This window comes from Sphingopyxis sp. GW247-27LB, assembly GCF_002277025.1.
In the GTDB taxonomy this organism is placed as follows: Bacteria; Pseudomonadota; Alphaproteobacteria; order Sphingomonadales; family Sphingomonadaceae; genus Sphingopyxis.
Genome location: NZ_NIWD01000008.1, coordinates 368,228 through 390,594, shown reverse-complemented (window position 1 = coordinate 390,594; position 22,367 = coordinate 368,228). Strand labels below are relative to the sequence as shown.

The 22,367-nt window shown below is 67.8% G+C and carries 26 protein-coding genes; 19 read left to right on the top strand and 7 right to left on the bottom strand.

Features of this window, described 5'->3' with window-relative positions; all coding sequences use genetic code 11:
- The first annotated feature begins 58 nt into the window (after nucleotides 1–58).
- The 12 genes from CD928_RS09490 (at nucleotide 59) to CD928_RS09435 (ending at nucleotide 7,796) form a co-directional block, all read left to right on the top strand.
- Entirely contained in the window at nucleotides 59–481 is a 423-nt protein-coding gene (locus CD928_RS09490) for a glyoxalase/bleomycin resistance/extradiol dioxygenase family protein (protein WP_095386841.1), read from the top strand.
- Nucleotides 478–966 carry a VOC family protein gene (locus CD928_RS09485; protein WP_095386840.1) on the top strand — a complete coding sequence of 163 codons (489 nt, stop codon included), beginning with the start codon at nucleotides 478–480 and terminating at the stop codon, nucleotides 964–966. The genes CD928_RS09490 and CD928_RS09485 overlap by 4 nt, the downstream gene beginning before the upstream one ends.
- Nucleotides 963–1,421: a hypothetical protein gene (locus CD928_RS09480; protein WP_095386839.1), complete on the top strand. Its 459-nt coding sequence runs from the start codon at nucleotides 963–965 to the stop codon at nucleotides 1,419–1,421. Before CD928_RS09485 ends, CD928_RS09480 begins: the two co-directional genes overlap by 4 nt.
- The gene (locus tag CD928_RS09475) at nucleotides 1,418–2,074 is read left to right on the top strand and encodes a glutathione S-transferase family protein (protein ID WP_095387362.1); all 657 of its coding nucleotides are present in this window, start codon (nucleotides 1,418–1,420) and stop codon (nucleotides 2,072–2,074) included. Before CD928_RS09480 ends, CD928_RS09475 begins: the two co-directional genes overlap by 4 nt.
- 86 nt (nucleotides 2,075–2,160) lie before the next feature.
- Entirely contained in the window at nucleotides 2,161–2,952 is a 792-nt protein-coding gene (locus CD928_RS09470; RefSeq protein ID WP_095386838.1) for an alpha/beta hydrolase, read from the top strand.
- A 215-nt stretch (nucleotides 2,953–3,167) separates the two neighbouring features.
- On the top strand, nucleotides 3,168–3,479 hold the full coding sequence (locus CD928_RS09465) for a PGPGW domain-containing protein (protein WP_095386837.1): 312 nt from the start codon (nucleotides 3,168–3,170) through the stop codon (nucleotides 3,477–3,479).
- A 101-nt stretch (nucleotides 3,480–3,580) separates the two neighbouring features.
- Nucleotides 3,581–3,715: a 50S ribosomal protein L34 gene (gene rpmH / locus CD928_RS09460; RefSeq protein ID WP_054586364.1), complete on the top strand. Its 135-nt coding sequence runs from the start codon at nucleotides 3,581–3,583 to the stop codon at nucleotides 3,713–3,715.
- Between the two features lie 41 nt (nucleotides 3,716–3,756).
- The gene (rnpA, locus tag CD928_RS09455; RefSeq protein ID WP_095387361.1) at nucleotides 3,757–4,095 is read left to right on the top strand and encodes a ribonuclease P protein component; all 339 of its coding nucleotides are present in this window, start codon (nucleotides 3,757–3,759) and stop codon (nucleotides 4,093–4,095) included.
- Nucleotides 4,096–4,177: 82 nt separating this feature from the next.
- On the top strand, nucleotides 4,178–4,390 hold the full coding sequence (yidD, locus tag CD928_RS09450) for a membrane protein insertion efficiency factor YidD (protein ID WP_095386836.1): 213 nt from the start codon (nucleotides 4,178–4,180) through the stop codon (nucleotides 4,388–4,390).
- A gap of 46 nt (nucleotides 4,391–4,436) precedes the next feature.
- Nucleotides 4,437–6,194, top strand: coding sequence for a membrane protein insertase YidC (gene yidC, locus CD928_RS09445; protein ID WP_095386835.1), 1,758 nt, complete (start codon nucleotides 4,437–4,439; stop codon nucleotides 6,192–6,194).
- Between the two features lie 105 nt (nucleotides 6,195–6,299).
- Entirely contained in the window at nucleotides 6,300–6,947 is a 648-nt protein-coding gene (yihA, locus tag CD928_RS09440; protein ID WP_095386834.1) for a ribosome biogenesis GTP-binding protein YihA/YsxC, read from the top strand.
- Between the two features lie 177 nt (nucleotides 6,948–7,124).
- Nucleotides 7,125–7,796 carry a glutathione S-transferase family protein gene (locus CD928_RS09435; protein WP_095386833.1) on the top strand — a complete coding sequence of 224 codons (672 nt, stop codon included), beginning with the start codon at nucleotides 7,125–7,127 and terminating at the stop codon, nucleotides 7,794–7,796.
- Between the two features lie 152 nt (nucleotides 7,797–7,948).
- Here CD928_RS09435 and CD928_RS09430 read toward each other — a convergent pair whose 3' ends face one another.
- On the bottom strand, nucleotides 7,949–8,416 hold the full coding sequence (locus CD928_RS09430) for a cupin domain-containing protein (protein ID WP_095386832.1): 468 nt from the start codon (nucleotides 8,414–8,416) through the stop codon (nucleotides 7,949–7,951).
- A 94-nt stretch (nucleotides 8,417–8,510) separates the two neighbouring features.
- Between CD928_RS09430 and dapE the strand changes: the two genes are divergently transcribed.
- Nucleotides 8,511–9,644 carry a succinyl-diaminopimelate desuccinylase gene (gene dapE / locus CD928_RS09425; RefSeq protein ID WP_095386831.1) on the top strand — a complete coding sequence of 378 codons (1,134 nt, stop codon included), beginning with the start codon at nucleotides 8,511–8,513 and terminating at the stop codon, nucleotides 9,642–9,644.
- 4 nt (nucleotides 9,645–9,648) lie between these two features.
- Here dapE and CD928_RS09420 read toward each other — a convergent pair whose 3' ends face one another.
- From CD928_RS09420 to CD928_RS09410, 3 genes are read right to left on the bottom strand one after another with little or no spacing between them, the layout of a single operon-like run.
- Entirely contained in the window at nucleotides 9,649–10,221 is a 573-nt protein-coding gene (locus tag CD928_RS09420) for a Smr/MutS family protein (RefSeq protein ID WP_095386830.1), read from the bottom strand.
- Between the two features lie 2 nt (nucleotides 10,222–10,223).
- On the bottom strand, nucleotides 10,224–11,564 hold the full coding sequence (locus CD928_RS09415; RefSeq protein ID WP_255247096.1) for a murein transglycosylase A: 1,341 nt from the start codon (nucleotides 11,562–11,564) through the stop codon (nucleotides 10,224–10,226).
- Nucleotides 11,565–11,569: 5 nt separating this feature from the next.
- Nucleotides 11,570–12,238 (bottom strand): Tim44/TimA family putative adaptor protein, encoded by a 669-nt coding sequence (locus CD928_RS09410; RefSeq protein WP_095387359.1) that lies wholly within the window; start codon nucleotides 12,236–12,238, stop codon nucleotides 11,570–11,572.
- 260 nt (nucleotides 12,239–12,498) lie between these two features.
- On the opposite strand from CD928_RS09410, the gene secB reads away from it, so the two are divergent.
- From secB to CD928_RS09390, 4 genes are all read left to right on the top strand, one after another.
- Complete coding sequence (gene secB, locus CD928_RS09405) at nucleotides 12,499–13,014, top strand: protein-export chaperone SecB (RefSeq protein WP_095386829.1); 516 nt, start codon at nucleotides 12,499–12,501, stop codon at nucleotides 13,012–13,014.
- A 143-nt stretch (nucleotides 13,015–13,157) separates the two neighbouring features.
- A complete protein-coding gene (murJ, locus tag CD928_RS09400; protein WP_095386828.1) occupies nucleotides 13,158–14,768 on the top strand; it encodes a murein biosynthesis integral membrane protein MurJ in 1,611 nt (536 codons plus the stop codon).
- Nucleotides 14,769–14,771: 3 nt separating this feature from the next.
- Nucleotides 14,772–15,788, top strand: coding sequence for a tryptophan--tRNA ligase (gene trpS, locus CD928_RS09395; RefSeq protein WP_095386827.1), 1,017 nt, complete (start codon nucleotides 14,772–14,774; stop codon nucleotides 15,786–15,788).
- 124 nt (nucleotides 15,789–15,912) lie between these two features.
- Nucleotides 15,913–16,608 carry a DUF4136 domain-containing protein gene (locus CD928_RS09390; RefSeq protein WP_176473533.1) on the top strand — a complete coding sequence of 232 codons (696 nt, stop codon included), beginning with the start codon at nucleotides 15,913–15,915 and terminating at the stop codon, nucleotides 16,606–16,608.
- 252 nt (nucleotides 16,609–16,860) lie between these two features.
- On the opposite strand, the gene dnaA is transcribed toward CD928_RS09390, so the two are convergent.
- From dnaA to mutM, 3 genes are all read right to left on the bottom strand, one after another.
- Entirely contained in the window at nucleotides 16,861–18,219 is a 1,359-nt protein-coding gene (gene dnaA / locus CD928_RS09385) for a chromosomal replication initiator protein DnaA (RefSeq protein WP_095386825.1), read from the bottom strand.
- A 488-nt stretch (nucleotides 18,220–18,707) separates the two neighbouring features.
- A complete protein-coding gene (gene rpsT, locus CD928_RS09380; protein WP_053555971.1) occupies nucleotides 18,708–18,971 on the bottom strand; it encodes a 30S ribosomal protein S20 in 264 nt (87 codons plus the stop codon).
- 188 nt (nucleotides 18,972–19,159) lie between these two features.
- Complete coding sequence (gene mutM, locus CD928_RS09375) at nucleotides 19,160–19,972, bottom strand: bifunctional DNA-formamidopyrimidine glycosylase/DNA-(apurinic or apyrimidinic site) lyase (protein WP_095386824.1); 813 nt, start codon at nucleotides 19,970–19,972, stop codon at nucleotides 19,160–19,162.
- Nucleotides 19,973–20,065: 93 nt separating this feature from the next.
- Between mutM and CD928_RS09370 the strand changes: the two genes are divergently transcribed.
- A complete protein-coding gene (locus CD928_RS09370; protein ID WP_095386823.1) occupies nucleotides 20,066–20,803 on the top strand; it encodes a class I SAM-dependent methyltransferase in 738 nt (245 codons plus the stop codon).
- The gene (ubiB, locus tag CD928_RS09365; protein WP_095387358.1) at nucleotides 20,800–22,344 is read left to right on the top strand and encodes a 2-polyprenylphenol 6-hydroxylase; all 1,545 of its coding nucleotides are present in this window, start codon (nucleotides 20,800–20,802) and stop codon (nucleotides 22,342–22,344) included. Before CD928_RS09370 ends, ubiB begins: the two co-directional genes overlap by 4 nt.
- Nucleotides 22,345–22,367: the final 23 nt, after the last annotated feature.

The window sequence follows — 22,367 nt, the reverse complement described above, 5'->3', positions numbered from 1 at the left end:
CGCAAGTCTCGCTGCCCCTCCTTGCGAAGAGGAGGGGAATTGGAAGAGGAGAGAAACGATGACGAACCCCGCGAACCAGGCGCCGACCGGCGGCCTGACCCCGCATCTCACGATTCGCGACAAGCGCGCCAAGGATGCGATCGACTTCTATGGCAAGGCGTTCGGCGCGACCGAGATCGCCCGTATGCCCGCCGACGACGGCGAGCGGCTGATGCACGCGCATGTCCACATCAACGGCGCGTCGCTGATGATGCACGACGATTTCCCCGAATATTCGGGCGGTCCGGCGCCCGAACCCGCGGGCGCGGTGCTCCATTTGCAGGTCGACGACACCGACCGCTGGTACGGCCGCGCGATCGAGGCCGGCGCGACATCGGTGATGGCGCCCGAGGACATGTTCTGGGGCGACCGCTACGCGCAGGTCAAGGATCCGTTCGGTCACCTCTGGTCGATCGGCACGCCTTTGAAGGGAGAAGGATGATGAGCCGGAACCCCGTGACCCTGTGCCTCTGGTACGACAAGGAGGCCGAGGAAGCCGCCGCCTTCTATGCCGCGACCTTTCCGGACAGCGCCGTCGGCGCGGTCCACCGCGCGCCGCTCGACAATCCGAGCAGCAAGGAAGGCGCGGTGCTGACGGTCGAGTTCACCGTGCTCGGCGTGCCGTGCGTCGGGCTCAACGGCGGCCCCGCCTTCCAGCATAGCGAGGCCTTTTCCTTCCAGGTCCATACCGACAGCCAGGGGGAAACCGACCGCTACTGGAACGCCATCGTCGGGAACGGCGGGCAGGAAAGCATGTGCGGCTGGTGCAAGGACAAATGGGGGGTGAACTGGCAGATCACCCCGCGCGCGCTGCTCGACGCGACGACCGGGCCCGACAAGGCCGCGGCGAAACGCGCCTTCGAGGCGATGATGACGATGAAGAAGATCGACATCGCGGCGATCGAAGCCGCGGTGAAGGCCGCATGACGACGGCGCGGCGGAGCGCGGCGCTCCGCGCCTGGCTGATCGCTGGGACGCTCGACATCGCCTATGCGGCGGTGCTGAGCGTCGCCACCGGCGGCAGTATCGGCGGCATGCTGCGCGGCGTCGCCAGCGGGCCGTTTCCCGGCGCGAGCGGTTGGGGCGCGGGCGGCGCGATCGCCGGCCTCGGCGTCCATTATGCGATCATGGCCGCGATGGTCGCGGCGTGGTTCGCCGCGGTGCGCCGCTGGCCCCCGCTCGGCGCGTGGCCGTGGTGGATCACGGGCACGCTCTATGGCCTGTTCCTCTATCTGGTGATGAACGCGATCGTCCTGCCGCTGCGCTTCGGGTCGCCCTTCCCGCCCGACGATCTCGCCAAGGCGGCGGCGCTGCTCGTTCCCCATATCATTTTCGTCGGCTGGCCGATCGCCTGGTTCGCCCGCAACAAGGAAACCCGCTGATGCTGACCTTCTATGGCCATCCCTTCTCTTCCTACACCTGGAAGGCGCTGATCGCGCTCTACGAGAAGGATCTCGCGTTCGACTATCGCGTCATCGAGCCCGACCGGCCGCAGCATATGGCGGAGCTGCGCGCGCACTGGCCGATCGGCAAGTTCCCGCTGCTCGTCGATGAGGGGCGGGCGCTGTTCGAGGCGACGATCATCATCGAATATCTCGATCGGCTCGCGCCCGAACCGCCGCTGATTCCCGCCGATCCCGACGCGGCGCTGACGGTGCGGCAGTTCGACCGCGTCTTCGACAATCATGTGATGGGCCCGGCGCAGGAGGTGGTGTTCGACGCGATACGCGGACCCGAAAACCATATGCCGATGATCGTCGACAAGGCGAAGGCGGCGCTGGAGACCGTCTACGGCTGGCTCGACGAGCAACTGGCGGGCGAGGGCTGGGCGACCCCGCACGGCTTCACCCTCGCCGACTGCGCCGCTGCGCCGTCGCTCTTCTACGCCGACTGGGTGCACGAGATCGCGCCGCGCTACGCCAATCTGCGCGCCTATCGCAGCCGCCTGCTCGCGCGGCCGTCGGTGAAGCGCTGCGTCGACGACGCGCGGCCCTATCGCGGCTATTTCCCGCTGGGAGCGCCCGACCGCGATTGATCGCGGAGCGTCCCGCAACGCGGTTAACGCGGCGCTGACCGCGCCTGTTTTCCCTTTGATAGCCGCGCGCGCGCGAAGGCGGCTGCATGGTTTCGCCGGCCGCCATCCTTCGCACGCTGATCGTCGCCGCGCTCGCGGCGCTGCTCGCCTTCGCGCCGGCGCAGGCGCAGCGGGTCGTAACGATCACCACGACGACGGTGACCTGGACCTATGAGGACGAGGCCTATGAGGAGGCCGGCGACGACGCGGCCGCCCTCGACGAAGCGGCCGCGCTGCCGGGCGACGAGGCGCTCGCGGCTGAGGCCGATCTCGGTGCGACGCGGCGCTATGCGCCCTCGGCAAGCCTTGCGACGATCGGCCATGCGAAGGCCCGCTTCGGCCCCTTCGCGGTGATCGACGCGCAGACGGTGCGAATGGCGGGCGACGTCACTGCGGCGACGCCGCGCCAGTTTGCCGCGATGCTCGCCGCCTTTCCGGGGCTCAAGCGGATCGAGATGGTCGATTGCCCCGGCAGCCTCGACGAGGAGGCGAACCTGATCCTCGCCCGCGCGATCCGCCGCGCGGGGCTGGAGACGATGGTGCCCGCCGGCGGGTCGGTGCGATCGGGCGCGGTCGAACTGTGGCTCGCGGGCGTCCGGCGCCGCGCCGCGCCCGATGCCGAATTCGGGGTGCATAGCTGGATGGACGAGGACGGACGGCAAGCGAACGACTATCCCGCGAACGATCCGGTCCATGCCGAATATCTGTCCTATTACCGCGAGATGGGAATGGACGACGCGAAGGCGCGCGCCTTCTACGCGCTGACCAACAGCACGCCCTTCGACGACGTGCGCTATCTGACGCGCGGCGATATGGCGCGGTTCGTAGCGCTGGATTGATTCGATCTTCGATCCTCCCTGTCGCGCAGCGATGGGGAGGTGGCAGCGGCGCAGCCGCTGACGGAGGGGCCGAGCGCGAAGCGCTCGCTTGCGCTCGCGGCCCCTCCACCATCCTTCGGATGGTCCCCCTCCCCACCGCTTCGCGGCAGGGAGGATCGGCCGAGCGCGCTGCCTTAGCCTTGTAACACGCCCCTCGCCTTCCCACATCGCTCCGCATGGCGAAGCGCAGCCTCTATCAGCGATTGCGGTCGAACGCGCAGGTGCGCCTCGCGCTGTTCGTGCTCGGCGTGCTGCTGATGATCGCGGCGCCGATCCTCGGCCCGCTGCCGGGGCCCGGCTTCATCATCCTGTTTCCCGCCGGATTGATGCTCAGCCTGCAGAACAGCCCCTGGGCGAAGCGCGTCTATGTGCGGTTCAAGCGGCGCCACCCGCGCTATGCCGGATGGACCGACCGCATCATGCGGCGCGCGAGCGCGGCGCGGCGGCGCGCGCGCGAAGCGCTGGAAAAGCCGTCCGATGGCGATTGACTTTGCGCCGACTCTCGCTTATCCGCGCCCCCATCGGTGGCCGCCTTCGTTTGGCGGCCCTTTTTCGTTCGATCGATTGAAGAGATTTTGGGGATACCGCGATGAAGCGCACCTATCAACCGAGCCGCCTCGTGCGCAAGCGCCGTCACGGCTTCCGCGCCCGCAAGGCCACCGTCGGCGGCCGCAAGGTCCTCGCCAACCGCCGCGCGCAGGGCCGCAAGAAGCTGTCGGCCTGATCGCCGACGCTTCGCCGCCAGCTCAGACAGAGTTGGGGCTGATGCGAACGCTATCCAAACGCAGCGAATTTCTGGCCGCGAATCGCGGCCTTCGCTTTCCCATGCCCGGCTTCGTCCTGCTCGTCCGCCCGCGCGGCGACGCGGATGAGGGCGTCGGCATCGGCTATACCGTCAGCAAGAAGGTCGGCAACGCCGTCACCCGCAACCGGATGAAGCGCCGGCTGCGCGAACTCGCGCGCGCGGCGCTGCCCGAATCGGGGATCGCGGGCGCCGACCATGTGCTGATCGGCCGGCCCGGCGGCAACGACATCGTCTTCGCCGAGCTCGGCGAACAACTCGATTCGGCGCTGAAACGCGCGGCGAAGAAGCTGGCGAAATGAGTGGCGTGAGCGTTTCCAGTTGTCGTCACTGCGCGAAAACCCGAATCGCGTGTGAAGTTCGGCAGTTTTCAGGGCTTTCCCGATGATCGCCCGCCTTCTCATCCTGATCGCGCGCGGCTGGCAGCTCGGCCCGTCGCGGATATTGCCGCCGACATGCCGCTATGCGCCGTCGTGCAGCGAATATGCGATCACCGCCTTGCAGCGCCATGGTGCGATCAAGGGTGGCTGGCTGGCGACAAAGCGGCTATTGCGCTGCCATCCCTGGGGCGGGCATGGCTATGACCCGGTTCCGTGACGGCCGGCAATCCCGACATTTTTGAGACGAAGAGAGACCGAAAAGCGTGGACGACAAGCGTAACCTGATCGCGGCAATCCTGTTGTCGGTGGCCATCCTGCTGGGTTGGAATTTCGTCGCCGACCGCTTCTTTCCGACGCCCGCCAAGCCCGACGTGACCACGACGGTCGCGGGGACCGACGGCACGGCGCCCGCGGCGACCCCGCCGACGCAGGGACAGCCGAGCGGCCTGCCGGCACCCGGCGCCGCGGCGCCCGCCGCCCCGGCGCCGCAGGCGATCCGGACGGTCGAAGCGGTGCTCGCCGAAGGCCAGCGCATCCCGATCGAGACGCCCGCCCTGTCGGGCTCGATCAACCTCGTCGGCGCGCGCATCGACGACATCACGCTGACCAAATATCGCCAGACGATCGAGAAGAACGCCCCGCCGGTGCGGCTGTTCGCGCCGGGCGGGACCAAGGCCGCCTATTTCGCGAGCCTCGGCTGGTCGGCGCAGGGTATCGGGGTGCCGGGCGCGACCACGGTGTGGACCGCGACCGGCGCGAAGCTGACCCCGGCGACGCCGGTGACCTTGAGCTGGGCGAACGGCACCGGCCAGACCTTCCGCATCGAATATAGCATCGACGACCATTATATGATCACCGCGAAGCAGACGATCGCCAACACCGGCACCGCGCCGGTGACCGCGAGCAGCTATGCGCTGATCGACCGCCACGGCAAACCGACCGACCCGCACGAGCAGAGCAGCTGGACGATCCATATCGGCCCGACCGGCTTTCTCGGCGGCAAGTCGATCCTCGACGTCAACTACAAGGACCTCGATGAGAGCGGCGCGGTCAAATATGACAGTGCGGCCTGGCTCGGCTTCACCGACAAATATTGGCTCGCCGCGATCGTTCCCGCCCGTGGCGAGCGCGTCGACGCCTCGCTGAGCGCGCCGAGCGCCGACAATTACCAGGCGCTCTTCGCGCGCAAATATGCGGCGGTCGCGCCGGGTCGCCAGCTGACGACGACGAGCCGCATCTTCGCGGGCGCGAAGGAAGTCAGCGTCCTCGAAACCTATACCAACGATCAGGGCATCACTCGCCTGTCGCACGCGATCGACTGGGGCTGGTTCGATTTCTTCGAAATCCCGATCTTCAAGCTGCTCGACTGGCTGTTCAAGCAGGTCGGCAATTTCGGGGTCGCGATCATGCTGCTGACGGTGATCATCCGCGCGGCGATGTTCCCGATCGCGCAGCGGCAGTTCCACTCGATGGCGCAGATGCGCCTCGTCCAGCCGAAGATGAAGGCGCTGCAGGAACGCTACAAGGACGACAAGCCCAAGCAGCAGCAGGAGTTGATGAAGCTCTATAAGGACGAGAAGATCAATCCGCTCGCGGGCTGCCTGCCGATCGTTCTTCAGATTCCGATCTTCTATGCGCTCTACAAGGTGCTGATGTTGACGATCGAGATGCGGCACCAGCCGTTCATCCTGTGGATCAAGGACCTCTCGGCGCCCGACCCCGCGCATATCCTGAACCTGTTCGGGACGCTGCCCTTCACGCCGCCCTCCTTCCTCGGCATCGGGGTGCTGGCGCTGATCCTGGGCATCACCATGTTCCTGCAGTTCCGCCTGAACCCGCAGGCCACCGACCCGGTGCAGCAGCAGGTGTTCAAGATCATGCCGTGGCTGTTCATGTTCATCATGGCGCCGTTCGCGGCGGGACTGCTGCTCTACTGGATCACCAACAACTGCCTGTCGATCGCACAGCAGCAGTGGATGTACAGGAAGTTCCCGCAGCTCAAAGCGGCGCCGGTGAAGTGACGACCTCTTCCCTCCCTTGTCATTCCCGCGCAAGCGGGAACCCAGGGCGCGAAAGCGCGGGCTTCGGCGGCAGCGCGCTGGATCCCCGCGTCCGCGGGGATGACAATGATGGATGACAGTGCGGCCGCCGACCGTCCCGAGCGCGCGCGCAAGCTGTTTTCGGGGCCGATCGCCTTCCTGAAATCGGCGCCCGCGCTCCAGCATCTGCCCGCGCCTTCGGTGCCCGAGATCGCCTTTGCCGGGCGCTCGAACGTCGGCAAATCGTCGCTGCTCAATGCGCTGACGAACCGCAACGGGCTCGCGCGCACCTCGGTGACCCCGGGGCGGACGCAGGAGCTCAACTATTTCGACGTCGGATCGCCGCTGGTGTTCCGGCTGGTCGATATGCCCGGCTACGGCTTCGCCAAGGCGCCGAAGGATGTCGTCAGGAAATGGCGCTTCCTGGTCAACGACTATCTGCGCGGGCGGCAGGTGCTGAAACGCACTTTAGTGCTGATCGACAGCCGCCACGGGATCAAGGATGTCGACCGCGAGGTGCTCGAGATGCTCGACGTCGCGGCGGTCAGCTATCGCCTCGTCCTGACCAAGGCCGACAAGATCAAGGCGAGCGACCTCGCCGCGGTGCACGCCGCGACCGAGGCCGAGGCACGCAAACATCCCGCCGCGCATCCCGAGGTCATCGCAACCAGCAGCGAAAAGGGCCTGGGGATCGCCGAGCTCCGGACCGCGGTGCTGGAGGCGGTGGAGAGTTGAGCAAAATCCTCTCCCCTTGGGGGAGAGGATAGTGAAGGTTGCGAACGTGTTCGCTACCGGAACTTGGTGAGGGTATGGGAGCGAAGGTTGACACCCCTCACCCAGCTTCGGCTAGGCAGCAAGCTGCCAAGCCTGCACAACCCTCTCCCCCAAGGGGAGAGGGGTTAAGGAGACCCCATGAAACTCTTCCTCGGCAACAAGGCTTATTCGAGCTGGAGCCTGCGTGGCTGGCTCGCCGCCCGGCACAGCGGACTGCCGTTCGAGGAGGTCACCGTCCCGCTCTATGACGAGGACTGGTCGAACCGCCGCGAGGGCGACGAGTTCGCGCCGTCGGGCGGCAAGGTGCCGATCCTGTGGGACGGCGACGACATCGTCGTCTGGGACAGCCTGGCGATCATCGACTATCTCAACGAAAAGACCGGCGGCACGCGCGGATATTGGCCCGAAGACATGGCGGCGCGCGCGATGGCGCGGTCGATGGCGGCCGAGATGCATTCGAGCTTCGCGGCGCTGCGCCGCAGCCACAGCATGAACATCCGCCGCATCTATCCCGCCGCCGAGCTCGCGCCCGACGTGCAGGCCGACGTCGTGCGCATCATGCAGATCTGGGCCGAGGCGCGGGCGCGCTTCGGCGGCGAGGGCGACTATCTGTTCGGCGACTGGTCGGCGGCCGACATGATGTTCGCGCCCGTCGTCACCCGCTTCATCACCTACTCGATCCCCCTGGCACGCTTCGCCCTGCCCTATTGCCAGGCGGTGATCAGCCACCCGCACATGCAGGAATGGATCGGCGGCGCGCAGGCCGAGGATTGGGTGATCGAGGCGTTCGAGGGCCCGGTGGAGGGGTAATCCAGGATCCTCCCTGTCACGCAGCGATGGGGAGGTGGCAGCGGCGTAGCCGCTGACGGAGGGCCGCGCGCGAAGCGCTCGCTGGCGCTCGCGGCCCCTCCACCGCCTTCGGCGGTCCCCCTCCCCACCGCTTCGCGGCAGGGAGGATTTCCTTAAGGTACCCGCTTCACCGGATAGGGCGTGCCGTCCTTGTGCGTATAATGATCGGGCGTGAACAGCATGTCGATGTCCGAGTAGCCGCCGCCGGTGTCGTATTTCTTGCCGCCGCCGAGCGCGACGAACACGCAGTCGGCCGCCGATTCGTTGACCAGATGATGGCCGTTGGTGCTGCCCTTGGGCCAGACCGCGATGTCACCGGGGCGCATCGGTGTTCGGCCGTCGTCCTCGATCAGCACCGCCTCGCCCGCGATCATCACCAGCATCTCGTCCTCGCCGTCGTGCCAATGGCGCTGCGACGACCAGGCGCCGGGTTTGAGCACGACATGGCTCGCGGCGAAATCCGAAAGGCCGGTGGGGGGCGCGAGGCGGCGGTACCAGCGGCCCGCGACGGCCTGGTCGAAGGGCTCGGGATAGCCGGTCGCGTTGGTCTGCGGGATGGCGTCGAGGTCGAGTTTGGGCATGGCAGTCGCTTTCTTTGTTCCTCCTTTGTTTCGCACAAAAGCGGCGCGATGCAAAGCCTCGACTTGACGCGGCGCAAAGGGGTAAGGGAGCGGCATGACCCATGGCATCGACCCGCTCGACCTTGCAAAGGCGCTGATCGCCGCGCCCAGCGTCACCCCCGCGACCGGCGCGGTGTTCGATGTGCTCGAGGCGGCGCTGGCGCCGCTCGGCTTCACCGTCGAGCGCTTCATCGACGGGATCGAACCCGATGGGCCGGTCGAGAATCTGCTCGCGGTTCGGACGGGTAAGGGGCCGGTGCATTTCGGCTTTGCCGGGCATCTCGACGTCGTGCCGCCGGGCGTCGGCTGGACGGGCGACGCCTTCGATCCGCAAGTGCGCGGCGAGTTGCTCTACGGGCGGGGCGCGGTCGACATGAAGGGCGCGATCGCCGCTTTCGTCGCCGCGGCGGCCGCGACTCCGGCCGAGGCGGGAACGATCAGCCTGATCGTCACCGGCGACGAGGAAGGCCCTGCGGTGTTCGGCACCCGCGCGCTGATGGAACATATGGACGCGCGCGGCATCCGCCCCGACATGATCCTCGTCGGCGAGCCGACCTCGGTGCAGCGGCTCGGCGACATGGTGAAGATCGGGCGGCGCGGTTCGGTCAATATCTGGATCGACGTGCCCGGCACGCAGGGCCATGTCGCCTACCCCCACCTTGCCGACAATCCGATCCCCAAGCTGGTTCGAATCCTCGCCGCGATCGACACGGTGACGCTCGATGAGGGGACCGAGTGGTTCCAGCCGTCGAACATCGAATTCACCGATATCGAGGTCGGCAACGGCGCGACCAACGTCATCCCCGCCTCGGCGCGGGCGCGGCTGTCGATCCGCTTCAACGACCAGCAGAAGGGCGCCGAGCTCGTCCAGATGATCGAGCGCATCGCGCGCGACGTCGAGCCGGCCGCGAAGGTCGTGGGCAAGATTTCGGGCGAAGCCTTCCTGACCCCGCCGGGCGAGCTGTCGGCGCTGGTCGCCGAGGCAATCCACGCCGAGACCGATGTGATGCCCGAGATGTCGACGACGGGTGGCACATCGGATGCGCGCTTCCTCCACGCGCTGTGCCCGGTGGTCGAGTTCGGGCTGACCAACGCGACGATGCACAAGCTCGACGAGGCGGTGGCGGTCGAGGATTTGCGCACGCTGGCCGCCATCTATCGCGGTGTGCTGATGCGGGCCTTCCTCTAAACCCCTAATCCTCGCGCCCGCGCCGCAGGATCACATAGACCGCGCCGGCGCCGCCATGGCTGATGTGCGCGGGACGCAGCGCGACGATCCGGTCGGCGTGGGACGAAGCGGCGAGCCAGTCGGCGAGCGAGGCACGGATCGCGCCGCGCGGGCGCGGCTCCCCGTGCATCTGCGGCAAGCGGTCGGCGCCCGGGCGCAACCGCCCCGCGACGACGAGCAGCACGCGCGCGCCGCGGACCAGCGCGCGGGAGATCGCCTCGTCGAGCAGCGCCTGCGCCGAGGCGAGCGTGTGGCCGTGGAGGTCGATGCTCATGTCGGGGCGGACATGACCCTTGCGGAGCCGCCGGTCCCAATGACTATCGAGAGTCGCATGGCTGTGCGTCCGGCGCGGCGGCGGCAGCGGAGATGCGCGCACCGGGGTGGCGGGTGCGGCGATGCCGCGCGGTGCGGGCTTGGGTGGGCGCACGGTCGGCGGCGACACCGGTGGGATCGTGGCCGGCCCTTTGGGGAGGGGGCGCACCGTCGCCGCGACCTTCTTCCAGAGCGCCGCTTCGTCGGGGTCGAGCCGCCGCGGCATCGTCAGACGCCTTGCGGCGCCAGCCGCGCAACGCTGGCGCGCGGCAGCAGGAGAAGCGCCGAACCGCGCGCCGACATGCCGCCGGCGAGTGCGCGCGCGCGGTCGCCCGCGCCCCAGAAGCTGTCGAAACGGTTCGCGCCCTTGATCGCGCCGCCGGTGTCCTGCGCGATCCACAAACCGCCCGGTTCGGCGCGGTCGAGCGAGAGGAAGACGGGGGCGCCGAGCGGCACATATCTGGGATCGGCGGCGAGGCTGACATGCCCGGTCACCGGCACGCCCAGCGCGCCGAGCGGCCCGGGGCCGGTGAGCTCGCGGAAGAAGACCCAGCTCGGATTCTCGTTCATCACCGCGGCGCCGCGCACCGGGTCGGCGCGCAGATAATCGAGGATGCCCTGCATCGACGCCTGCCCCGGCTGGAGCTCGCCGCGATCGCGCAGCAGCTTGCCGATGCCGACATAGTCGCGGCCGTTCTGGCTGTCGTAGCCGATGCGCAGGATGCTGCCGTCGGGGAGGCGGAGCCGCCCCGAACCCTGCACCTGGAGGAAGAAGAATTCGGCGGCGTCGGCCGCCCACGCGATTTCGAGTCCGCGCCCTTCGAGCGCGCCGCGCTCGATCGCCATGCGATCGTAATAGGGGACGAAATTGGTGCCCTCGACGCGGCCGCGGATCTTCTTGCCCTGAAGCGCGTCCGAAAACAGACCGAGGTCGACGTCGACGAGGTCGGCGGGACGGCGATAGATGGGGACGTCATAGCCGGGCCGCTTCGTCCGCGAGGCCGCGATCTCGGGTTCGAAATAGCCGGTGACGAAGGCGGCGCCGGCGCCGACCTGCACCGTGCCGAAATAGCGGCTGAAGAAATTGCCCGCGTCGCGATCGGGCCAGGCACCCGCCGCAGCGCAGCTTTCGGCCCATTCGGCGGGCTGGGTGAGGCCGCTCGCGTCGGCACGGCGCTGGACCGACGGGCAACTGAGGCGGAAGGCCTTGAGCGCGGCGGTCGCCTGCTCGGGCTTGATGCCGAGTTCATTATATTCGGGGCCGAGGACGACCCCAGCCTCGGCGGCGGTGGTCGCGTCGGCAGGTGGCGGAGGCGCGGCGACCGGCGGGTTGGGTGTCGCCGGGATCGGCGGCGCCGCAGCATCCGACGCGGTCGAGGGACGCGGCGTATAGGGTCGCGGCGTCCCGGCGGGTGTCGGCGCGGGGCCGGGCGCGCTGGTCGATGGCGACGCGGGGGCGGCGGCATCGGGAATCACCGATGCGCAGGCCGAGAGCAAAGGCAGCGCGGCGAAAAGGGCGAAACGGAAAGCGGGCGTGCGCCGTGCCGCGCCCCTCGCGGTGGCCGGCACGGACGTCAGGCCGATTCGGCTTCGTCGAGCACCCAATTGGGGTCGTTGCTGCCGATCGCACGGCGGAAGGTCCACAGATCGTCGGTCTGCGTCGCGTCGCTCATCGATCCCGCGATCATCCGGCCTTCGGCATCGCGCGTTACCGCGCTGATGTCGGCCAGATAGCGGACGGTGATGCGCGCCTCGCCGCGATGGACCGCGACCGCGGTGATCTTCGCCGAATCGATGCCGACGAGGCGGTTGTCGAGCCGCTCGCCGCGCGCCTCGCGCGCGTCGATCGCATCGGCGAAGGCCTGATAGCTGTCGTCGTCGCACAGGTCGCGCAGCGTGTCGCGGTCGCCCGACCAATAGGCTTCGAGGATCATGCGGTAGGCCGCCTCGGCGCCTTCCATGAAGCGGCCGGCGTCGAAATGGCGGTCGCTCGCGAGCAAGGTGCGCAGCCCGGCTTCGGCGGCGGGTTCGTAGACGAGCTTCGACGGATCGACCGCCGATCCCTGCGGCGCGGGCAGCGCATCGGCGTCGTCGAGGCGCACCGGCGCGGGCGCACCGCGCTCGTCGCGGCGCGGCAGCACGGGCTCCTGCTCGTGCCCGGTGCGCTTGCCGAGCACCGAATAGAGTCGCATGCCGAGAAAGGCGGCGATCATGGCGAGCAGGACAATCGAAAAAGCGGTCACGGGCAAACGTCCAATGCGGCGAGGATAGGTTTCTGCGTCAACATAGGCGATGCACCGCCATGTTTCAAATCTCCCTTGGCCCCGGCTCCGCGACAGGTCAACGCCTGGCACCCCCGGCGGTTGCGGCGATCCGTGCCACGGCCGCGACGGGCAGCCCCATTGTGCTGGCCGCGCACCGCTGCTAAGCGCGCCCGCGAGCGACGCGCGCCGCCCGGTCGGTGCGGGTTCCCGTCCTTCGAGTTTCCAGCGAAAGTGCAATCATGGCCGACGAAACCACCCCCGAATTCACGCCCGAAACCCTGACCAACGGTGAGGACAACAGCCCGGCGATCGGCCTGATCTCGCAATATGTGAAGGATCTGTCGTTCGAGAATCCGAACGCGCCCGCCGCCTATCAGTGGCAGTCGGCGCCGCAGATGGACGTCCAGTTCAACATCAGCGCCGAAGGCGTCGGCGAGAATCTTTATGAGGTCGCGCTGAAGATCGACGTGACCTCGAAGGCCGACGAGGGCACCCTCTTCGTCATCGATCTCAAATATGCCGGCCTGTTCGGGGTCCGCAACGTGCCCGACGACCAGCTCCAGCCTTTCTTCCTCGCCGAAGCGCCGCGCATCCTCTTTCCCTTCGCGCGCCGCGTCGTCGCCGACGCCGTGCGCGACGGCGGTTTCCCGCCGCTGCTGCTCGAACCGATCGATTTCCACGGCCTGTTCATGCAGCAGCTGCAGGCGCAGGGCGAAGGCCAGGGCGAGATCCCCGCGCCGGTCGGCGAGGCCTGAGGCTTTTTGCCCACATCGTCATTGCGAGGGCCGAAGGCCCGCGGCAATCCAGAGCAGTTCAAGGCCGCCCTGGATTGCTTCGCTTCGCTCGCAATGACGAATTTCTCTGAACCCTTCCCCCCACGCTTCGGACGCGTTGCGTCGTGACCAGCCTGGTCAAAAGCGTCGGGACGATCGGCGGGCTGACGCTGGTCAGCCGCATCTTCGGCTTCGTGCGCGACATGCTGCTCGCGCGCGTGCTCGGCGCGGGGCTCGCGGCCGACGCCTTCCAGCTCGCCTTCACCCTGCCCAACACCTTTCGCCGGCTGTTCGCCGAGGGCGCCTTCTCGGTCGCCTTCGTGCCGATGTACAGCCGCGCGCTGCATGGTGCGGAAGACGAGAAGCGCGGCGAGGACGCGGCGGCGCGCTTCGCCGACGACGTGCTCGCGGTCTTCCTGTGGGTGCTGCTGGGCTTTTCGGCGGTGATGATGATCGTCATGCCGGGGATCGTCTGGCTGCTCGCGCGCGATTTCCAGGACGTGCCGGGCAAATTCGACCTCGCGGTCTTCCTGAGCCGGGTGACCTTTCCCTATCTGGGGCTGATCAGCCTCGTCGCGATGCTGTCGGGACTGCTCAACGCGCGCTCGCGCTTCGCACCCGGCGCCTTCGCCCCGGTGCTGCTCAACATCCTGCTGATTTCGGGGATCATCGCCGGCTGGTGGCTGCGCGGCGACAGCCATGACGACCGCATCGTCGCGATCGCGCTCGCGGTATCGGTCAGCCTCGCGGGGGTCGCGCAGCTCGCCTATCTGCTCTGGGCGGTGCGCCGCGCCGGGCTCCGGCTCCACTGGCGGCTGCCGCGCTTCACCCCCGAGGTGCGCAAGCTGGGGATGCTGATCCTGCCCGCGACCTTCGGCGCCGGCATCTATCAGGTCAGCCAGTTCGTCGACACCTTCTTCGCGACCTCGCTGCCGCAGGGGTCGCTGACCCTGCTCAAGCTCGCCGACCGGCTCAACCAGATGCCGCTCGGCATCGTCGGCATCGCGCTCGGCACCGCGATCCTGCCGATGCTGTCGCGCCACATTCATTCGGGCGACGCCGCCGAGGCGCAGCGATTGCAGGGCAATGCCTTCGAGATGGCGACGCTGCTGACGCTGCCCGCCGCCGCCGCGCTCGCGATCTGCGCCCCCGCCTTCACCGCCGCCTTCTTCGTCGGTGGCAAGTTCACCGCCGCCGACGGCGCGATCATGGCGCAGATCGTCGTCGCGCTCGTCGCGGGGCTGCCCGCTTATGTGATCGTCAAGATATTGAATCCCGGCTTCTTCGCGCGTGAGGATACGCGGACGCCGGTGTGGACCGCGCTCGCGTCGCTGATCATCAACATCGCGATCAACCTCTATGTCGTCGAACATTATGGCATCGTCGGGCTCGCCGGGGCGACCGCGGCGTCGGCGAGCATCAACTGCCTCCTGCTCTATGCCATCCTCCACCGCCGCGGCTGGTTCCACTTCACCGCGCGGCTCGCGGGCCGCATCGCGCGCCAGCTGGTCGCGGTGGCGGCGATGGCGGCGCTGCTGTGGTGGATGATGCCGCTGCTCGCGGACCATTATGCCGGCTCGGCGTTCGAGCGCGCTTGGTCGCTCGCCGCGCTGGTCGCGGCGGGCGGCACGGCCTTCTTTGCAGCCGCTTTCCTCGTCGGCGCGCTTGACAAGGATCTGCTCGCCATGCTGACGCGGCGGCGCGCGCGCAACGGAGCGGCGCCTTCACAGGAGTAGACCATGCGGATCGTATCGGGCATCCAGCCCACCGGAAATTTGCACCTCGGCAATTATCTGGGCGCGATCCGCAACTGGGTGCGGATGCAGGACGATGCGGCGGCCCAGGGCGGCGACTGCCTCTTCTTCCTCGCCGACCTTCACGCCATCTCGATGCCGCATGTGCCGGCCGACCTGACCGCCAATACGCGCGCGATGACCGCGGCGCTCGTCGCCTGCGGCATCGATCCCGACCGATCGACCCTGTTCAACCAGGCGCGCGTCCCCGCGCATGCCGAGATGCAATGGCTCCTGAACGGCACCGCGCGGCTCGGCTGGCTCAACCGGATGACGCAGTTCAAGGACAAGTCGGGCAAGAACCGCGAAAGCGCGTCGGCGGCGCTCTATACCTATCCGGTGCTCCAGGCCGCCGACGTGCTGCTGTATCAGGCGACGCACGTGCCGGTGGGCGAGGACCAGAAGCAGCATCTGGAACTCGCGCGCGACATCGCGCAGAAGTTCAACAACGACTATGCGACCCCCGAAGCGCCGGTCTTCACCCTGCCCGAGCCGATCATCCCGGCGGGCGCGGCGCGGATCATGAGCCTGCGCGACGGGTCGGCGAAGATGTCGAAGTCCGACCCCTCCGACATGAGCCGGATCAACCTGACCGACGATGCCGACACGATGATGCAGAAGGTGAAGAAGGCGCGAACCGACCCCGAGGTGCTGCCGTCGGAGGCGGCAGGGCTCGAGGGGCGGGCCGAGGCGCGCAACCTCGTCGGCATCTATGCGACGCTCGCCGACATCAGCGTCGACGCGGTGCTCGCCGACTATGCAGGCCAGGGCTTCGGCGCGTTCAAGCCGGCGCTCGGCGAGCTGCTGGTCGAGAGGCTCGCGCCGATCAATGCGCGCTTCGTGGCGCTCAAGGACGATCATGCAGCGCTCGACGCGATCCTCGACAAGGGCGCGGCGAAGGCAAGAGCCCTTGCAAAACCGACACTCGATGCCACTTATGATGTGTTGGGCCTGTGCCGCTGACGCGGCGCGGAACCGGAACCGGCGGGGAACAAAGCCGCGACGAACCGGGTTCAACCAAGGTTAAGTCGCTTTGGCGTAGTCATGGTATAAAGCGCGGGTCATACTGCGCACCGAATCACGGAGCATGACAATGAGCAAGATCAACTTCAGGCGCCTCGGCCTCGCCGCGATGACCGGCGCCGCATTGGCGCTCGCGGGCTGCGCAACCCCGTTCAAGGCCGACGTTGCGCGCTTCCAGACGCAGCTTCCGGCGCCGCAGGGCCAGAGCTTCGCGGTCGAGGCGGGCAATCCCGCGCTCGAAGGCGGGATCGAGTTCGGCCAGTACGCCAATCTCGTCGCGGGCGAGCTGACCCGCTACGGCTATCGCCCCGCCGCGCCGGGCGAGAAGGCCGACCTCGTCGTCCATATGGACTATGGCATCGACAAGGGCCGCGAGCGCGTGGTGAGCACGCCGAGTTTCGGCGACCCCTGGTACGGCGGCTGGTACGGCCGCGGCTTCTATCGCCCCGTCATCGTGCGCGGGCGCCACGGGCGCCGCTATGTCGCCGGCTATTACGATCCCTTCATGTGGGGCGGCTTCGGGCCCGGCTGGGGCGGCAGCGACGTGTCGAGCTATACCGTCTACACGAGCGACCTCAGCCTGCGCATCGACCGCGCCGCCGACGGATACCGCCTGTTCGAGGGCCGCGCCGAGGCGCAGTCGCGCGACAACGACCTCGTCGACATCGTCCCCAACCTGATCCAGGCGATGTTCACCGGCTTCCCCGGCAATTCGGGCGAAAAGGTCCGCATCACGGTGGCGCCGCCCGAAAAGGGCTGATCGCCGCATATCGAATTGAAAAAGCCCGCCCTCCATACGGAAGGCGGGCTTTTTTTATGGGTGGATATGCGCGTGGATCCTCCCTGCGGCGGAGCCGTGGGGAGGGGGACCATCCGAAGGATGGTGGAGGGGCCGCGAGCGCCAGCGAGCGCTTCGCGCTCGGCCCCTCCGTCAGCGGCTACGCCGCTGCCACCTCCCCATCGCTGCGCGACAGGGAGGATCGTCAGGTTCAACGCCCGCTCACCACCCCAATCAGCTATTCAAGCTCCGGCGGATCGCGGCAATTTCGGCGTCGAGTTCGCTGTCGTTGACGCGCAGCGCCTCGACCGTGCGCACCGCGTGGATCACCGTCGAATGATCGCGCCCGCCGAAGCGGCGGCCGATCTCGGGATAGGAGCGCGGGGTCAGTTCCTTCGCCAGATACATGGCGACCTGGCGCGGGCGGGCGACCGCGCGGACGCGGCGCTTCGACGCCATTTCGGACTTGTCGAGCCGGTAGTGGGCGCAGACGGCGCGCTGGATCTCGTCGATCGTGATCCGCGGGCGGGCGCTGCGCACATTATCGGCGAGCCGGTCCTCGGCAAGCGTCAGGTCGATGCGCGCACCGGTGAGCGCGGCATAGGCGAGCAGCTTGTTGAGCGCGCCCTCGAGCTCGCGGATGTTGCGGGTGAAATGCTTGACCAGATAGGCGACGACGTCGTCCGGAACCTCGACCATCGGCATCGCGGCGAGCCGCTGGCGGATGATGCGTTCGCGCAGATCGTCCTCGGGCGCCTCGATATCGGCGACGAGCCCGCCCGACAGCCGCGACAGCAGCCGCGCCTCGACCCCGTCGAGCATCGCCGGCGGCCGGTCGGCGGTGACGACGAGACGCTTCCCCGCGGTCATCAGATCGTCGATCGTGTGGAGCAATTCCTCCTGCGTCGAATTCTTGCCGATCACGAATTGCAGATCGTCGAGCAACAGCAGGTCGGCGGCGCGCAGCCGCGCCTTGAACGCCATCATGTCGCCGCCGCGCATCGCGCCGACGAATTCGAGCATGAACTTCTCGGCCGACATCAGGATGATGGTCGCGGTCGGCTCGATCGCGGCATAGCTTTGCGCGATCGCATGGAGCAGGTGCGTCTTGCCCTGCCCGGTGCCCGAGCAGAGATAGAGGGGATTGAACTGCGGCACTTCCGCCATCGCCATGCGGCGCGCGGCGTTGGCGGCGAGAATGTTCGAGCGCGCGACGACGAAGCGGTCGAAGCTGAGGCGGGCGTCGAAAGGCGATGGAGTTGCCGGCGCGAGCGCGGCGGGCGGGTCGAAACTCGGCAGCGGCGCAGCCAGGGTCGCAGCGCCGCGCTCGGCGGCCGCGACGCCCGCACGGACGAGCACCGTGCGCACCGCGGGCAGATGATGCCGCCATGCGAGCTCGAGCCGGTCGCCGAATCGCTCGTTGATCCAGTTGGCCGAAAAGCGGCTCGCGGTTTCGAGGGTCACCACCCCCGACAGCGAGCAATAGTCGGCAAAGCGCACGGGCTTCAGCCAATGGTCGAAGGTGCGGACGCCGAGGTCGCGGCGCAGCCCTTCGGCGACGCGCGGCCAGAGCGTCGCGGCGTCGCCGCTCATCGCCCTCTCTCCCGCATCGCTGCCATGACTGCTCCCGCTCTCCATCACCTTGCGTCGCCCCTCCGGTCCCCCTGTCACCGCCGAAACGCGCCTGCGGCCGCTCCACGCGCCGATCCTCCGCCCGCGGCAAGCGCAAGCGTCCCACCCGGGACCAGCCCGAAGGAGTGCGAATCATGTCCATGTAACGGCCGTCGGCGAAGGCCAACGACCCCCCTGTCTAGGCAGGAGAGAGAGATGGGATCAAGGCCGGGGCGCGTAAAAAATCTGAAATAAAATTCTTGACTCGCCCCACCCCTCGGAAATGCGACTATGGGGCAATTATTCCATATTTTTCAGCTATTTATAGCTGACCCCATTCCCACGCCCGAACGAATCGCGATGAATCCGCCACTTACCGCGCTGCAACAGCAATGACTTTTGGCAGTCATAAAAAAGACCCGCCGGGCGAACCGGCGGGTCTTTGAAATCGGTACGCGGCGAAAGCCGAATCAGGCGATCGCGTTGACGCTCTTGGTCAGGCGCGAATATTTGCGCGCAACAGTGTTCTTGTGGAGCACGCCCTTGGCGACGCCGCGCGCCATTTCGGGCTGAGCCGCCTTCAGCGCCGCAGCGGCGGCGTCCTTGTCGCCGGCGGCGACGGCGGCTTCGACCTTCTTCACCAGCGTGCGGATGCGCGACACGCGGTTCTTGTTGACGATCGTGCGCGCCGTGTTGCGGCGGATGCGCTTCTTTGCCTGCGGCGTATTGGCCATAAGTTCCTCAAAAATCCAATCGGTTCAACGGTCGGAGCACAGCCGAAAGCGGAGCAGCCGAATCGCGCGCGGGCGGCGAATCAATGTCCGGATGCGGCCGGTTCCGGATGACCGGACCCTGCTCGAAGGGTGCGCGCATAGCGGTGAAGGGCGATTGGGTCAATGCCTATTGCGGGCAATGGCCCACATCAGCGCTGGCATTTGGGGCAATAGAAGGTCGAGCGCCCGCTCTGCACGACGCGCGCGATCGTGCCGCCGCATTGGCAGCGCTCGCCCTCGCGGCCGTAGACGCGCCAGTCCTTCGCGAAATAGCCGAGGTCGCCTTCGGGGCTGAGGAAATCGCGCAGGGTCGAACCGCCCGCGGCGATCGCGGCCGTCAGCACATCCTTGATCGCGGGGACGAGCGCGGCGAGCCTGGCCCGGGGAACGTCGGTCGCGGGTTTGAGCGGCGAGATTCGCGCCATGTTGAGCGCCTCGCAGACATAGATGTTGCCAAGCCCCGCGACGATCGTCTGGTCGAGCAGCATCGCCTTGATCGGCGCGCGGCGCCCGCCGAGCGCGCGCGCCAGATAAGCGGCGCCGAAATCGTCCGCGAGCGGTTCGGGGCCGAGCGTCACGAAGGCGGGGAAGCGCGCCAGCGGGTCGCCCGCGACAAGATCGACCGAGCCGAAGCGGCGCGGGTCGTGGAGGAAGAGCCGACGGCCGCCCGCGGTTTCGAGGAGCAGATGGTCGTGCTTTCCGGCTTCGCCCCCTTCGGTGCGCCAGCGCCCCGACATGCCGAGGTGAAAGATCATATGGTCGTCGCGGTCGGTCGAAACGATGCCATATTTGGCGCGGCGCGACAGCGTCGTCACCGTCGCGCCGGTCAACCGCTGTGCGAGATCGGCGGGAAAGGGCCGGCGCAGGTCGGGACGGAAGGTGGTGACGGCGACGAGCCGCTGCCCTTCGAGGAAGGGCGCGAGGCCGCGGACGGTGGTTTCGACTTCGGGGAGTTCGGGCATCAGGTCTGTGGCGCTACGCGCCATTTGCGCGGGCGGCAAGGCCCGGCTAAAGGCCTGAACGCACTTCCGCACTCCCCGCAAAGGCGCGCATAAATGGCTACCCCCGACACCGTCAGCTTCGGTTACGAGCAAGTTCCGACGACCGAGAAGACCGCGATGGTCGGCGAGGTGTTCAGCCGCGTCGCGCGCAAATATGACATCATGAACGACGCGATGTCGGGCGGGATGCACCGGCTGTGGAAGGACCGCTTCGTGCGGCGCGTGAAGCCGCGCGCTGGCGAGGCGATCCTCGACATGGCGGGGGGCACCGGCGACATCGCCTTTCGCATGGAGCCGTCGGGCGCGAGCATCACCGTCGCCGACATCAACCCCGACATGCTCGGCGTCGGCATGGAGCGCGCGGCCGAGCGCGGCATCGCCAGCCTCGTCTGGTCCGAGCAGAATGCCGAGAAGCTCGGCTTTCCGGACCAGTTCTTCGACGCCTATACGATCGCCTTCGGCATCCGCAACGTCACCGACATCCCGGCGGCGCTCGCCGAAGCGCATCACGTGCTCCGCTACGGCGGGCGCTTCTTCTGCCTCGAATTCTCGACCAACGAATGGCCGGGCTTCAGCCAGGCCTATGACGCCTATTCGCATCATCTGGTGCCCAAGCTCGGCAAGCTGATCGCGCAGGACGAGGACAGCTATCGCTATCTGATCGAATCGATCCGCCGCTTCCCGCCGATGCCCCAATTCGCGCAGATGATCCGCGATGCGGGATTCAGCGCGGTGAAGGTCGAGCCGATCCTGGGCGGGCTGGTGGCGATTCACAGCGGGTGGAAGGCTTGACCCGTCCCGTCACCCATATTGTCCGCCTGCTGCGCTGGGGCCGCATTCTCGCACGCCACGGCGCGTTGCGCGGGATCGAGACGGCTCCCCAGACTCCGCCGGGGGTCAAGCGACTGTGCCGGATCGCGCGGCTGGGGACGATCCAGCCGAAGGTGCCCGACTATGCCGCCGCCTTCCAGGCGATCGGCCCCGCCGCGGTCAAGCTGGGGCAGACGCTCGCGACGCGCCCCGACCTTGTCGGCGAGGAAGCCGCGCGCAACCTCCTGACCTTGCAGGACGCACTGCCCCCCGTCGCCTTCGATCGCATCCGGCAAGAGATCGAGGCGACCTTCGAGGCGCCGCTCGAAAGCCTCTACGCCGAATTCGACCCCGAACCGGTGGGGTCGGCGTCGATCGCGCAGGTCCATCGCGCGGTTACGACCGAAGGCCGCAAGGTCGCGGTGAAGGTGCGCCGTCCCGGCATCGACAAGCAGTTCGCGCGCGACATCGACACCTATGAATGGGCCGCGGCGCATCTCGAGGCGCTGGGGGGCGAAGCCTCGCGCCTCCGCCCGCGCCAGGTGATCGCCAACTTCCGCCGCTGGACCTTGCGCGAACTCGACCTTCGGCGCGAAGCCGCGTCGGCGTCCGAGCTTGCCGACGCGATGACCGGCGTGCCGACCTATGAAGTGCCCGCCATCGACTGGGATCGCACCGCAAGCCGCGTGATGACGCTGGGTTGGATCGACGGCATCAAGATCTCGCACCGCGACCAGCTGATTGCCGCCGGGCACGACATGAAGACGCTCGCGGCGAACCTCGTCCACGCCTTCCTGCGCCAGGCGATAGCGGAAGGGTTCTTCCACGCCGACATGCACCAGGGCAATTTGTTCGTGAAGGCCGACGGGACGATCGCCGCGGTCGATTTCGGGATCATGGGGCGGATCAACCGGCAGGCGCGCTACTGGCTCGCCGAGATTCTCTATGGGCTGACCACGGGCAATTACCGCCGCGTCGCCGAGATTCATTTCGAGGCGCAATATGTCCCCGACTATCACAGCGTCGAGGAGTTCGCGACGGCGCTGCGCGCGGTCGGCGAGCCGATGCGCGGCAAGCCGGTGAGCGAGCTCAGTGTCGGGCAGATGCTCGACGGGCTGTTCGCGATCACGCGCGATTTCGACATGCAGACCCAGCCGCACCTGCTGCTGCTCCAGAAGACGATGGTGATGGTCGAGGGCGTCGCGACGATGCTCGACCCGAAGATCAACATGTGGGACGTCTCCGGCCCCTTCGTCAGCGCATGGATCCGAGACGAACTCGGCCCCGAGGCCGCGCTCGCCGACGGCATCCGCGAGCAGGGCAAGACGCTGGCGCTGATCCCCGACATCATCCGCCGCCTCGACGCGCAATTGCCCAGGAAAGGCGCCGCGCCCCCCGCCCCGCCGCTGCCCGACATTCCGCTGATGTGGGAGCCGGGCGAGAAGCGCGTCTGGTGGCGCTATGCGCTGACCGTGCTGGTGGGCGCCGCGGCAGGCGCGGGGCTGCTGCACTGGCTGGGTTGAAGCGCGGCTGAAATGCGCATATC